This is a genomic window from Streptomyces sp. NPDC044571 (assembly GCF_040647115.1).
GTDB lineage: Bacteria > Actinomycetota > Actinomycetes > Streptomycetales > Streptomycetaceae > Streptomyces.
Map to the genome: position 1 here is coordinate 20,393 of NZ_JBEZBN010000033.1, position 12,792 is coordinate 33,184.

General features: G+C 73.7%; 10 protein-coding genes and 1 pseudogene. 6 read left to right on the forward strand and 5 right to left on the reverse strand.

The genetic code is table 11. The features are described from left to right. Positions 1–191: 191 nt before the first annotated feature. Positions 192–4,781, reverse strand: coding sequence for an ATP-dependent helicase (locus AB0B01_RS19045; RefSeq protein WP_361720010.1), 4,590 nt, complete (start codon positions 4,779–4,781; stop codon positions 192–194). Positions 4,782–4,861: 80 nt separating this feature from the next. Here AB0B01_RS19045 and AB0B01_RS19050 point away from each other — a divergent pair, with 80 nt between their 5' ends. Continuing rightward, positions 4,862–5,698, forward strand: a complete 837-nt coding sequence (locus tag AB0B01_RS19050; RefSeq protein ID WP_361720013.1) for an AraC family transcriptional regulator — start codon at positions 4,862–4,864, stop codon at positions 5,696–5,698. An 85-nt stretch (positions 5,699–5,783) separates the two neighbouring features. Next, positions 5,784–6,434: pseudogene (locus AB0B01_RS19055) on the forward strand (AzlC family ABC transporter permease); the annotation flags it as partial. Positions 6,435–6,466: 32 nt separating this feature from the next. Here AB0B01_RS19055 and AB0B01_RS19060 read toward each other — a convergent pair. After that, positions 6,467–7,447 carry a hypothetical protein gene (locus AB0B01_RS19060; protein ID WP_361720016.1) on the reverse strand — a complete coding sequence of 327 codons (981 nt, stop codon included), beginning with the start codon at positions 7,445–7,447 and terminating at the stop codon, positions 6,467–6,469. An 82-nt stretch (positions 7,448–7,529) separates the two neighbouring features. On the opposite strand from AB0B01_RS19060, the gene AB0B01_RS19065 reads away from it, so the two are divergent. Beyond that, entirely contained in the window at positions 7,530–7,724 is a 195-nt protein-coding gene (locus AB0B01_RS19065) for a DUF3046 domain-containing protein (RefSeq protein ID WP_356850333.1), read from the forward strand. Positions 7,725–8,027: 303 nt separating this feature from the next. After that, positions 8,028–9,122, forward strand: coding sequence for an AI-2E family transporter (locus tag AB0B01_RS19070; RefSeq protein WP_361720124.1), 1,095 nt, complete (start codon positions 8,028–8,030; stop codon positions 9,120–9,122). Here the strand turns inward: AB0B01_RS19070 and AB0B01_RS19075 are convergent. Next, complete coding sequence (locus tag AB0B01_RS19075; protein ID WP_361720020.1) at positions 9,076–9,834, reverse strand: Clp protease N-terminal domain-containing protein; 759 nt, start codon at positions 9,832–9,834, stop codon at positions 9,076–9,078. The genes AB0B01_RS19070 and AB0B01_RS19075 overlap by 47 nt on opposite strands. A 192-nt stretch (positions 9,835–10,026) precedes the next feature. Between AB0B01_RS19075 and recA the strand changes: the two genes are divergently transcribed. Then, positions 10,027–11,142, forward strand: a complete 1,116-nt coding sequence (gene recA / locus AB0B01_RS19080) for a recombinase RecA (protein ID WP_361720023.1) — start codon at positions 10,027–10,029, stop codon at positions 11,140–11,142. Positions 11,143–11,145: 3 nt separating this feature from the next. Continuing rightward, entirely contained in the window at positions 11,146–11,715 is a 570-nt protein-coding gene (gene recX / locus AB0B01_RS19085) for a recombination regulator RecX (RefSeq protein WP_361720026.1), read from the forward strand. Positions 11,716–11,809: 94 nt separating this feature from the next. Here recX and AB0B01_RS19090 read toward each other — a convergent pair whose 3' ends face one another. Both AB0B01_RS19090 and AB0B01_RS19095 read right to left on the reverse strand, forming a co-directional pair. Continuing rightward, entirely contained in the window at positions 11,810–12,199 is a 390-nt protein-coding gene (locus AB0B01_RS19090) for a rhodanese-like domain-containing protein (RefSeq protein ID WP_361720029.1), read from the reverse strand. After that, positions 12,196–12,747, reverse strand: coding sequence for a cysteine dioxygenase (locus AB0B01_RS19095; protein ID WP_361720031.1), 552 nt, complete (start codon positions 12,745–12,747; stop codon positions 12,196–12,198). Before AB0B01_RS19095 ends, AB0B01_RS19090 begins: the two co-directional genes overlap by 4 nt. Positions 12,748–12,792: the final 45 nt, after the last annotated feature.

Here is a 12,792-nt window from a genome sequence, read left to right on the forward strand (position 1 = left end):
CGTCCCCCATGACTGTGTACGTGACGATTGTGTACGTGACGTGGCACCGCCGTTGTGCGATGCCCGCGTGGATCTTGATAGTGCACAAATGATCGACACGGCCAGCCAGGACGGGTCTCGTGACGTGCTCCGTACATAAGCGGTACATAAGCGCAACGGTCGGGACGGCTCTGCGGCTTCAGGGGAGCACTTCAGGGGCGCAGGCGAAGCCCCCGCGGCGTCGCATGGAATCCCGCCGCCTCCAGGGCGGCGCCCAAGGGCGAGGTGAGGGCGGCCGCGGCGTTGATCCGCTCCACCGTCAGGGGCGGGAGCGCGCCGGTGCGGCAGCCGGCGGCCAGGGCCTCGGTGGCGGCCGTCAGACGCGGATCCCCCGCTCCGGGCCAGGCCAGCAGGGTCTTGCCGCCGCGCTCCAGGTAGAGGGTGAGCTCCCCGTCGACCAGGACCACCAGGGAGCCCGCTTTGCGGCCCGGTTTGTGGGTGGCCCCGGCCGGGGGCTCCGGCCAGGGCAGGGCGGCGCCGTACGCGTTCGCCGGATCGGCGGCGGCCAGCACCACCGCCGCCAGCGGGGGCGGCGTCCGCTCGGCCGCCCGCAGCCGGTCCACCGCCCCGTCCATGGCGAACTGGGCCGCGCCCAGGCCCTCCACCACGTACCCGCGGCGGGCCTGGCCGCTGTCCTCGAAGGCCGACAGCACCCGGTAGACGGCGCTGAACCCGCCCTCGACACCCTCGGCGGCCACCGCCCCCCGGGTCACCACCCCGTGCCGGTCCAGCAGCGTACGGGCCAGGGCGTGCGCGCGGTGGGTGGGATCCGGAGCCTGGGCGGGCAGCAGCGACCAGCGGCCCGAGACGGTGGGAGGGCCGGGCCGCGAGACCTGGGCGCTGAGCGTGCCGTACCGCCCGCGCGGGACGGTACGCCGGGCCCGGTGTGCGGTGGCGCCCGCCGTGCGGCCCGAGCCGAGCAGGGAGCGCAGCGGGGCCAGGGTGTCGTTCGTGAGGCGGCCCGACCAGGCCAGGTCCCACAGCGCATCGGACAGTTCCGGATCGGTGGCCTCGGACCACTTGGCCCGCACCGATTCCGCGAGTTGACGGAAGAACAGGCCGTACCCGCCGGAGAGGGTGTCGAGGATCGACTGGTGCAGCGGGGTGAGCTCCAGCGGATGCGGCGGCGGCAGCAGCAGAGGGGCCGCGTCCGCCAGGTAGAGCGAGACCCAGCCGTCCTTGCCCGGCAGGGCTCCCGCTCCCGCCCACACCACCTCGCCGGTGGTGGTGAGCTCGTCGAGCAGGGTCGGGGAGTAGCCCGCCACCCGGGAGGGCAGGATCAGCCGCTCCAGTGCCGAGGCGGGGACCGGGGCGCCCTGGAGCTGTTCCACGGCCCGGGCCAGGCCGTCGATCCCGCGCAGGGCGCCGCCCAGGTGCTGCCAGTGCGGCAGGAAGGTCGCGAGGGAGGTCGGCGGAACCGGCTCCAGCTCCTGGCGCAGGGCGGCCAGGGAGCGGCGGCGCAGTCTGCGCAGCACCGCCGCATCGCACCACTCCTGGCCGATGCCCGACGGGTGGAACTCGCCCTGGACCACCCGCCCCGCGGCCGCGAGCCGGTGCAGCGCGCCCTCCGTCACCGCCGCGCCCAGACCGAAGCGGGCGGCGACGGAAGCGGTGGTGAACGGGCCGTGCGTACGGGCGTACCGGGCCAGGAGGTCGCCCAGCGGGTCCTTGACCGGCTCGGTGAACGCCTCCGGCACCCCCACCGGGAGTGCAGTGCCGAGCGCGTCCCGCAGCCGGCCGGCGTCCTCGATCGCCGCCCAGTGCTCCGCGCCCGCGATCCGGACCGGGATGGCCCGGCGGGCGTCGGCCAGGTCCTGCGCCCAGGCCGGGTCGGCGCCGCGCTCGGCCAGCTCGGCCGAGGTCAGCGGGCCGAGCAGGCGCAGCAGGTCGGCGACCGACTCGCGGTCCTTGGCCCGCCGGTCCTCGGTCAGCCACTGGAGCTCCCGCTCCAGCTCCTCCAGTACCTCCGCGTCGAGCAGTTCCCGCAGCTCCGCCTGGCCCAGCAGCTCGGCCAGCAGCCGGGAGTCCAGCGACAGGGCGGCCGCGCGGCGCTCGGCGAGGGGCGAATCCCCCTCGTACAGGAACTGGGCCACGTACCCGAAGAGCAACGAACGGGCGAAGGGGGACGGTTCAGGGGTGGTGACCTCGACCAGGCGCACCCGGCGGGCCTCGATGTCGCCCATCAGCTCCGTCAGGCCCGGCACGTCGAAGACGTCCTGCAGGCACTCCCGTACCGCCTCCAGCACGATCGGGAACGAACCGAACTCCGAAGCGACCTGGAGCAGTTGGGAAGCCCGCTGACGCTGCTGCCACAGCGGGGTGCGCTTGCCCGGATTGCGGCGCGGCAGCAACAGTGCGCGGGCCGCGCACTCGCGGAACCGGGAGGCGAACAGCGCGGAGCCGCCCACCTGGTCGGTGACGATCTGCTGGACGTCCCCGTGGTCGAAGGCGACGTCCGCCGCGCCCAGCGGGGCCTGTTCGTCGTCGAACTCGAAGGAGTGGGGTGCCGACGGGTCGTGGTCCAGGAGGTCCACCGAGAGCAGGTCCGCATCCGGCAGGCGCAGCACGATCCCGTCGTCGGCATGCATCACCTGCGCGTCCATCCCGTACCGCTCGGCCAGCCGGGCACCGAGGGCCAGCGCCCACGGGGCGTGCACCTGCGCGCCGAACGGGGAGTGCACCACGACCCGCCAGTCGCCGAGCTCGTCGCGGAACCGCTCCACGACGATGGTCCGGTCGTCCGGCACGTGGCCGCAGGCCTCGCGCTGCTCCGCCAGGTACGCCAGGACGTTCTCCGCGGCCCAGGCGTCCAGGCCGGCCGCCAGCAGGCGCAGCCGGGCGTCCTCGTCGGTGAGGGCGCCGAGCTCGCGCAGGAACGCGCCGACCGCCCGGCCCAGTTCGAGGGGGCGGCCCAGCTGGTCGCCCTTCCAGAACGGCAGTCGGCCCGGGACGCCGGGGGCGGGGGAGACCAGGACCCGGTCCCGGGTGATGTCCTCGATCCGCCAGGAGGTGGTGCCGAGCGTGAAGACGTCCCCCACCCGGGACTCGTAGACCATCTCCTCATCGAGCTCGCCGACCCGGCCTCCTCCCTTCTTGGGGTCGGCGCCCGCGAGGAAGACGCCGAAGAGGCCGCGGTCGGGGATCGTGCCGCCGGAGGTGACCGCCAGGCGCTGCGCCCCCGGCCGGCCCGTGATGGTCCCCGCCACCCGGTCCCACACGACCCGCGGTCTGAGCTCCGCGAACGCGTCGGAGGGATAGCGGCCCGCCAGCATGTCGAGGACCGCCGTGAACGCCGACTCCGGCAGCGCCGCGAACGGCGCCGCCCGCCGCACCAGCGCCAGCAGCTCGTCCAGCTGCCAGGTGTCCATCGCCGTCATCGCGACCAGCTGCTGCGCCAGGACGTCCAGCGGGTTGGCGGGGATGCGCAGGGACTCGATCGACCCCGTGCGCATCCGCTCGGTGACCACGGCCGCCTGCACCAGGTCCCCCCGGTACTTGGGGAAGACCACGCCGGTCGAGACCGCGCCCACCTGGTGGCCGGCCCGGCCCACCCGCTGGAGCCCCGACGCCACGGACGGCGGGGACTCCACTTGCACCACCAGGTCGACGGCGCCCATGTCGATGCCCAGCTCCAGACTGGACGTGGCGACCACGGCCGGCAGCCGGCCCGCCTTCAGGTCCTCCTCCACCAGCGCCCGCTGCTCCTTGGAGACCGAGCCGTGGTGCGCGCGGGCCAGCAGCGCAGGGGCCCCCTGCGCAGCGCCCGACTGGGCCATGACCTGCGCGGGAGGCGGGCCCTCGGGCAGCCGCTCGCCCATGGCGCGCTCGTACGCGATCTCGTTGAGCCGGTTGCACAGGCGCTCCGCCAGGCGGCGGGAGTTGGCGAACACGATCGTGGAGCGGTGGGCCTGGACCAGGTCGGCGATCCGCTCCTCCACATGCGGCCAGATCGAGGGCTTGTCGCCGCCCTCCTTCCCCTCCGTGGCCGGCGAGCCGCCCAACTCGCCCATGTCCTCGACCGGGACCACGACCGACAGGTCGAACTCCTTGGCCGAGGGCGGCTGGACGATCTCCACCTTGCCGCGCGGCGCGAGGAAGCGGGCCACCTCGTCCACCGGCCGCACCGTCGCCGACAGCCCGATCCGGCGGGCTGGGCGCGGCAGCAGCTCGTCCAGCCGCTCCAGGGACAGCGCCAGGTGCGCGCCGCGCTTGGTCCCGGCGACCGCGTGGACCTCGTCCAGGATCACCGTCTCGATCCCGGACAGCGCGTCACGCGTCGCCGAGGTCAGCATCAGGAACAACGACTCGGGGGTGGTGATCAGGATGTCCGGCGGCCGGGTGGCCAGCGCCCGCCGCTCCGCGGGCGGGGTGTCGCCGGAGCGGATCCCCACCCGGATCTCCGGCTCCTGCAGGCCGAGCCGGACGGACTCCTGGCGGATCCCCGTCAACGGACTGCGCAGATTCCGCTCCACGTCGACCGCGAGGGCTTTCAGCGGCGACACGTACAGCACCCGGCAGCGCTTCTTGGGCTCGGCGGGCGGCGGGACGGACGCCAGCTGGTCCAGGGCGGCGAGGAAGGCGGCCAGCGTCTTGCCGGAGCCGGTGGGCGCGACGACGAGCACGTCCGACCCGGCCCCGATCGCCCGCCAGGCGCCCTCCTGGGCGGCGGTGGGCGTACGGAAGGCCCCCGTGAACCAGGAGCGGGTCGCGGGGGAGAACGCATCGAGCGCGGAGCCGGCCATGCCCCCATCCTGCACCCGGGCACCGACAACCGGCCGGACCTGCGCGAACACCGGTTCCCGGGCGGGCGCAGAATGGGGGAATGGCGCAGAACGGCGAGTGGGCGCGGCACTGGCGGTACCCGGAACTGCCCGGCCTGGACCTGTTGCGCGCGCACTACATCCGCCACTCCTTCCCGCGCCACGCCCACGAGGGGTACGTGATCGCGGCCGTCACCGGCGGCATCGAGGAGGTCGGCCTGCCCGGCGGCATCGTGCGGGCCGGGCCGGGCAGCGTCGTCCTGATCAACCCCGAGGTCCCGCACACCGCCCGCGCCGGGGCCCCCGAAGGCTGGGCGTACGCCACCCTCTACCCCTCCCGGGAGCTGATCGCCGAGGTGGCGGCGGAGGTCGGCAACCTGCGCGGAACCCCCGGCTTCACCACCGACTCGGTCACCGACCCGGAGACCTCCCGGCTGATCGCCCAGGTGCACCGGGCCGCCGAGGAGGGCAACGCGCTGGCCGCCGACACCCTGCTGCGCCGGGCGGTGGCGCGGATGCTGACCCGGCACGCCGGACCGCTGCCCGCCCGCCCGGTGCGCGGCGCCGCAGCCGCCGACGCCGTGCGGGCCCGGGCGGTGCTGGAGGAGCGGATGTCCGGGCCGCCCTCGCTGGAACAACTGGCCGCGGAGCTCGGCACCAGCCCCTTCGCGCTGCTACGGGCCTTCCGGGAGCGCTACGGCATGCCGCCGCACACCTGGCTCACCGACGCACGGGTCCGCCGGGCCCGGCGCCTGCTCGACGCGGGTACCGCACCCGCGGAGGCGGCCCTCGCGGTCGGCTTCTCGGACCAGCCGCACCTCAACCGCCACTTCACCCGCATCGTGGGCGTCCCCCCGGGCGCCTACCGCCGCGAACGGGCCGGTCGGGCCCGGGCTTGACCTGCGGGGACACCGGGAGCGCGCAAGAACGTACAAGACCGCACCGCCCCGCCCTGCGTACGTTCGGGGCGTGGGAGAACATCGGATGGTGGTACAGGAGGCCCCCGCGGGGCCCGGGGAGAAGCCGCGCGGCGCCGTCGTGCGCGATGCGCTCGGAGTCGGGGTGGCCGTCGGGCTGTCCGGCTTCGCGTTCGGGGCGACCGCCGCCGGAGCCGGGATCAGTGTGCTCCAGGCCTGCGTGCTGAGCCTGCTCGTGTTCACCGGGGCCTCGCAGTTCGCGCTGGTCGGGGCGCTGGCCGCCGGGGGCAATCCGTTCACCGCCGCCGCCGGGGCCTTCTTCCTCGGTACGCGCAACGCGTTCTACGGGCTGCGGCTGTCACAGTTGCTCGCCCTGCCCCGGCCGCTGCGCCCCCTCGCGGCGCACTGGGTGATCGACGAGACCACCGCCGTGGCGCTGGCGCAGCCGGACCGCAGGTCGGCGCGGCTCGGGTTCACCGTCACCGGACTGAGCCTTTACCTGCTGTGGAACCTCACCACGCTGCTCGGCGTGCTCGGTGCCGAGGCGCTCGGGGACACCGACGCGTGGGGGCTGGACGCAGCCGGGCCGGCCGTCTTCCTGGCGCTGCTCGCGCCGATGGTGAAGACCGCCACCGAGCGGGCGGTCGCCGCGCTCGCGCTCGTCCTCGGACTGGGCCTGCTGCCCGTACTGCCCGCGGGCCTGCCCGTGCTCGTCGCCCTTCCTCGTCGTGGTCGGCGCAGCCGTGGTGGTCACGGCCGGTGTCCGGGCCCTGGGCGGCTAGCCGGCCCGGCCCCGGCCGGGAGGGCGCTGCCCAGGGGGCGGCCGTACGCCCGCAGGGTCAGCAGGGCCTCCAGCGTCGCGATCGGGCGCCGCTCCAGCGAACTGCCCGGCGCCCACGCCTGGCGCCGCACCGGCCAGCCGCCGTCCGCCTGCTGCTCGGCGGCCAGGAAGTCCAGGGAGCGGCTCAGCTCCTCGTCCGTGAACCAGCCGCGCGCCAGCGACTCCGGCCGCCGGGCGACGTCGTGGGGGAACAACCGCTCGCCCGGGGCGTAGCCGGCGGGAAGCGGGTACTCGTGGCGGCGCCGCGGGTCGAGCACGACCAGCCGCTGCTCGCGCACCAGCCGCCCCAACCGGTCCGCCGCCGCCACCGCCCGCGCCCGGTCGGGGGCGCCGTCCAGGAAGGCCACCGCGCTCTGCACCTCGTACGGATGCGAGTGCCGCATGTTCTCGACCCGGTCCCAGCAGAAGTCCGTGGCCCGGAAAAGCCAGGCGTGCCAGATCCGGTTGCGGTGCAATACCCCGACGACCGGGCCCGTGACCAGCAGCTCGCTCGGCGGATCGTCGTGCACCGGGTGGTACGGCGCCGCCGGGTAGCCGCCCGGGCCCGGGAGCAGCACCGGCAGGGCGCCGTCCCCGGTGGAGACCCGGGTCAGGTGGCGGCACAGCCGCTCGATGCGCTGCCCGGCGCAGCGGCCCAGGCTGTCCAGGACCCGCAGGGCGTGCGCGGTGTGCAGCGGCTGGCTGAGCGGACCGCGCAGATCCGGATCAAGGGCATGGCCGTAGCCGCCGTCGGCGTTGAGGTACGAGCCGAGGGCGGTGTCCACCGGGTCCGCGTCGCCGCCGAGGAAGTGGAACGCGAACCGCCGCTGCTCCAGGACCCGGGCCGTGAGCCAGATGAACTGCTCGGCCCGGGCCAGTGCGGTCAGCGGGGAAGCTTCGTCTCCAGGCATGCGTGAAACCGTAGGGCGCCCCCACGGGCGGACGGAGGACGAACCGGGGCGGTGCACTCTCCCGGGGCGGGATACTGAACGCATGCGGTTGACGATTTTCTGGGAGCGGATGGCCGAACACTTCGGCGCCGCCTACGCCGACTCCTTCGCGCGCGACCACGTCATGGCCGAGCTCGGCGGACTCACCGTCCTCCAGGCGCTCGACGCGGGCTGGGAGACCAAGGACGTGTGGCGCGCGGTGTGTTCGGCGATGGACGTACCGGCCTCGCTGCGCTGACGGCGCCGGCTCCGTCCGCAGGCGGCTTCGCCGGGGGCGCGGCGGGTGGGTCAGACTGGCTCGGTGGCCCCCACTGACGAGACGACGACACCGACGCCCGGACCCGCCGGAACACCCGGCCCCGACGCCCCTGACCGGCCCGACGCCCCTGACCGGCCGGACGGGCCGGACGTGCCCGCTGCGTCGGCGCGGCCGCACGGGTCCACCCCGGACCGCCCGGCGGTACCCCGGCCGGGCGAGAGCTCGCCCGGCGAGGCCCCGCCCGGCGAGGTCCCGCGCGGGCCGGCGTCGGCCGGCGCCCGCATGCCGCGCTGGCTGCCGCGCGCCGTCGTCCTCGTCCTGGCCCTCATCGCCTGCTTCCAGCTCGGCAGCTGGGCCTTCCACCAGCTGACCGGGCTGCTGATCAACATCCTGATCGCGTTCTTCCTCGCCCTCGCGATCGAGCCCGCCGTGGCCCGGATGGCGGCCCGCGGCATGCGGCGCGGGCTGGCCACCTTCCTGGTCTTCCTCGGGGTGTTCGTCGCGTCCGCCGGTTTCGTCGTCCTGCTCGGCTCGATACTCGCCGGGCAGATCGTCGACATGGTCGAGGGCTTCCCCCGCTATCTCGACTCGGTGATCAACTCGATCAACGGGACCTTCCACACCCAGCTGTCCCGACTGGAGATCCAGGACAGCCTGCTGCACTCCGACTGGCTGCAGAAGTACGTGCAGAACAGTGCGACCGGCGTGCTCGACGTGTCCGCCACCGTCCTCGGCGGACTGTTCCGGCTGCTGACGATCGGGCTCTTCTCCTTCTATTTCGCCGCCGACGGGCCGCGGCTGCGGCGCGCGCTGTGCTCCGTACTGCCGCCCGCGAAGCAGTCGGAGGTGCTGCGCGCCTGGGAGATCGCCGTCTCCAAGACCGGCGGGTACCTCTACTCCCGCGGACTGATGGCGCTGGTCTCCGGGATCGCGCACTACGTCGTCTTCGCCGTCCTCGACGTGCCGTACGCGCCCGCCCTCGCGGTGTGGGTGGGGCTGGTCTCCCAGTTCATCCCCACCATCGGCACCTACCTGGCGGGCGCGCTGCCGATGCTGATCGCCTTCACGGTCGATCCCTGGTACGCCCTGTACGTCCTCGGGTTCGTGGTCGTCTACCAGCAGTTCGAGAACTACGTCCTGCAGCCCAAGCTGACCGCGAGGACGGTCGACATCCACCCGGCGGTGGCCTTCGGCTCGGTCATCGCCGGCACCGCCCTGCTGGGCGCGGTCGGGGCGCTCATCGCGATCCCGGCCGTCGCCACCCTCCAGGCCTTCCTGGGGGCGTACGTGAAGCGGTACGCCCTGACGGAAGGGGCGGCGCAGGACGGCGCTACCGCGGGTCGACCCCGTCGTGTACGGCTGCCACGGCTTCGGTGACCGCGGCCTCGGCGGCGGCCTTGTCCACGCCGAGGCCGCTCAGGACGCCCGCGCCGTCCTCCAGTTCGAGGAGGCCGAGCAGGATGTGCTCGGTGCCCACGTAGGCGTGGCCGAGGCGCAGGGCCTCGCGGAACGTGAGCTCCAGGGCCTTCTTGGCGGCTGCGTCGAAGGGCACGAGCGCGGGGAGCTCCGCGGCCGCCGGGGGCAGCGCCGCGGTCGCCGCGGTCCGCACGGCGTCGAAGCCGATGCCCTGGGCGCGCAGCGCGAGGCCGGCGAAGGAGTCGGGCTCGGCGAGCAGGCCGAGGACGAGGTGCTCGGTGCGGATCTCGGTGTTGCCGGCCGCGCGGGCCTCGTTCTGGGCGGTGACCACGACGTTGCGGGCGCGGTCGGTGAAGCGCGCGAAGCCCTGGGCGGCGTCCATCTCCTGGGCGCCGTCGCCCTTGTCGGCCTTGGGGACGAAGCGCTTCTGGGCGGCCTGGCGGGTGACGCCCATGCTGCGGCCGATGTCCGTCCAGGAGGCGCCGGAACGGCGAGCCTGGTCGACGAAGTGCCCGATGAGGTGGTCGGCCACGTCGCCGAGGTGCTCGGCGGCGACGACGGCGCTGCTGAGCTGCTCCAGGGCGTCGGTGTGGGCCTTCTTGACGGCCTCGATGAGGTCGTCGAGGCGGACCGGATTGGTCATGCGAACGGGTTCCACGGAAGGGTTCGTCATGGAGGCAACCCTAGGTTGACAGTCAGATGGTGTCAACCGTGGGTTGTCAGTAAGGGTGCGCTTGACAGGGAAATCGAACATCCATTCTGATGAGTTATCCACAGCCGAAACGGACGTGGAAGCGCATTGTCAGTGGCAGGCGTTAGCGTCAATGGCGTGAAGCGATCGACTCAAGCAAACCGGGTGGAACCCATGGCAGGCACCGACCGCGAGAAGGCCCTCGACGCCGCGCTCGCACAGATTGAACGGCAATTCGGCAAGGGTGCCGTGATGCGGCTCGGCGACAAGCCGAACGACCCCATCGACGTCATCCCCACCGGGTCGACCGCGCTGGACATCGCCCTCGGCGTCGGCGGACTGCCCCGCGGCCGTGTCGTGGAGGTGTACGGGCCGGAGTCCTCCGGTAAGACGACCCTGACCCTGCACGCCGTGGCCAATGCGCAGAAGGCCGGCGGGACGGTGGCCTTCGTCGACGCCGAGCACGCCCTCGACCCCGAGTACGCCAAGGCCCTGGGCGTCGACACCGACAACCTCATCCTGTCCCAGCCGGACACCGGCGAGCAGGCGCTGGAGATCGTGGACATGCTGGTCCGCTCCGGTGCGCTCGACCTGATCGTCATCGACTCCGTGGCCGCGCTCGTGCCGCGTGCGGAGATCGAGGGTGAGATGGGCGACTCGCACGTGGGTCTCCAGGCGCGTCTGATGAGCCAGGCGCTGCGCAAGATCACCGGTGCGCTCAACCAGTCGAAGACCACCGCGATCTTCATCAACCAGCTCCGCGAGAAGATCGGTGTGATGTTCGGCTCGCCCGAGACCACCACCGGTGGCCGCGCGCTGAAGTTCTACGCCTCGGTGCGCATCGACATCCGCCGCATCGAGACCCTGAAGGACGGCACGGAGGCGGTCGGCAACCGCACCCGCTGCAAGGTCGTGAAGAACAAGGTCGCGCCGCCCTTCAAGCAGGCCGAGTTCGACATCCTCTACGGCCAGGGCATCAGCCGCGAGGGCGGCCTGATCGACATGGGCGTGGAGCACGGCTTCATCCGCAAGGCCGGCGCCTGGTACACGTACGAGGGCGACCAGCTCGGCCAGGGCAAGGAGAACGCCCGCAACTTCCTGAAGGACAACCCCGACCTCGCCAACGAGATCGAGCGGAAGATCAAGGAGAAGCTGGGCGTGGGCGTGCGCAAGGACGCCGGCGCCGAGGAGGCGGGCGCCGCCGCCCCCGCCGCCGCGGATGCCGCCGCCGTGCCCGTCCCCGCGTCGAAGGCCAAGACGACGGCCAAGGCCGCCGTGGCCAAGAGCTGACCCGTGCGGGAGCAGGAAAGGGGCGGCGCAGGCGGCCGTGAAGGCCGCCAGGACCTGCCGCCCCAGAGTCCCGAGGAGCAGGCGCGGGCGATCTGCCTGCGCCTGCTCACCGGGATGCCGCGGACCCGGCGCCAGCTTGCGGACGCCCTGGCCAAGCGGGGCATCCCCGAGGAGGTGTCGCAGGAGGTCCTCTCCCGGTTCGAGGAGGTGGGCCTGATCGACGACGCCGCCTTCGCCGGGGCCTGGGTCGAGTCCCGGCACCGCGGCCGGGGCCTCGCCCGCCGGGCACTCGCCCAGGAGCTGCGCACCAAGGGCGTGCACGCCACCCTCGTCGAGGAGGCGCTCGGACAGCTGGACTCCGAACAGGAGGAACAGACCGCCCGGGAGCTCGTCGAGCGAAAGCTCCGCACCACCCGGGGCCTGGAGCGGGACAAGCGCATCAGACGCCTCGCCGGGATGCTCGCCCGCAAGGGGTACCCGGAGGGCATGGCCCTGCGGGTGGTCCGGCGGGCGCTGGAAGCGGAAGGCGAGGACGGCGAGGACACGGAGGACCTCGGGTACCCGGGAGGCTGAGCGCCGCCGGGTGGCCCGGGGGCGGGGGGAGCCCCCGGGTGCGGATGCCGGTGTGAGACCGGGGTCAGACCCAGGGTCAGGTGGCGGGGCGGACTCAGGTCGTGGGGAGGCCCGCCGACTTCCAGGCCTGGAATCCGCCGATCAGGTCCGTGGCCCGGTGGAGGCCCAGCGCATGGAGTGAGACCGCCGCCAGCGAGGACGCGTACCCCTCGTTGCAGATCACCACCACCCGCACGTCGTGCGAGGTGGCCTCGGGGACGCGGTGGGAGCCCTGGGGATCAAGGCGCCACTCCAGCTCGTTGCGCTCGATCACCAGCGCGCCCGGAATCAGCCCGTCGCGCTCGCGCAGCGCCTGGTAGCGGATGTCCACCAGCAGGGCGTCGTCCGCCAGGAACGCGGCACGGGCCTCGTCCGCGGTGAGGCGGGAGTACGTCGTACGGACCTGCTCCAGCAGGGCGTCGATGCCGGTCGGTGCGGTACTCACTGCCAGTCCTCCGGGCGCTCGACGTGCTCCAGCGTCAGGACCTGACCGGTCCGGCTGAAACGGCGGATCAGCGGCAGCGGCGGGTAGTACGCGTGGACCGAGACCGCATGCTCGTCCGGGGACTCGTTCAGCACCTCGTGGACGTGGTGCTCCCCGAACGCCCGGCCCCTGCCCGCCTCCAGGCTCCGGCTGCGGTCCACCTCCGGGGCCAATTCCAGGCTCCGCCACCCCTCCGAAGGAAGCCGGACCGCGAGCGAGCGCTCGGTGAGGCGCCCCCGCGCGGTGGCGAACGCGCCCTGCGACTCGGCGTGGTCGTGCCAGCCGGTGCCGGTGCCCGGCGGCCAGCCGATCACCCAGGCCTCGCTGCCCCCCGGCCCCTCCAGCCGGATCCACGTACGGCCCTGCGGGTCCAGGGGGAGCGAGTCGACGACCGCCGGGTCGGCAGCCGTGCGGAGGGCGAAATCGAGGAGTTCGGCGGCCGTCACGGGGACGGCGCGGGCGTGGGCAGGGGTATGGGCCTGGGCGTGCGTGGACAAGGGCGTGGGCATGGAGATGACCGTCCTGGGGGTTCGCGAAGTACGCGCGGGGCGCGG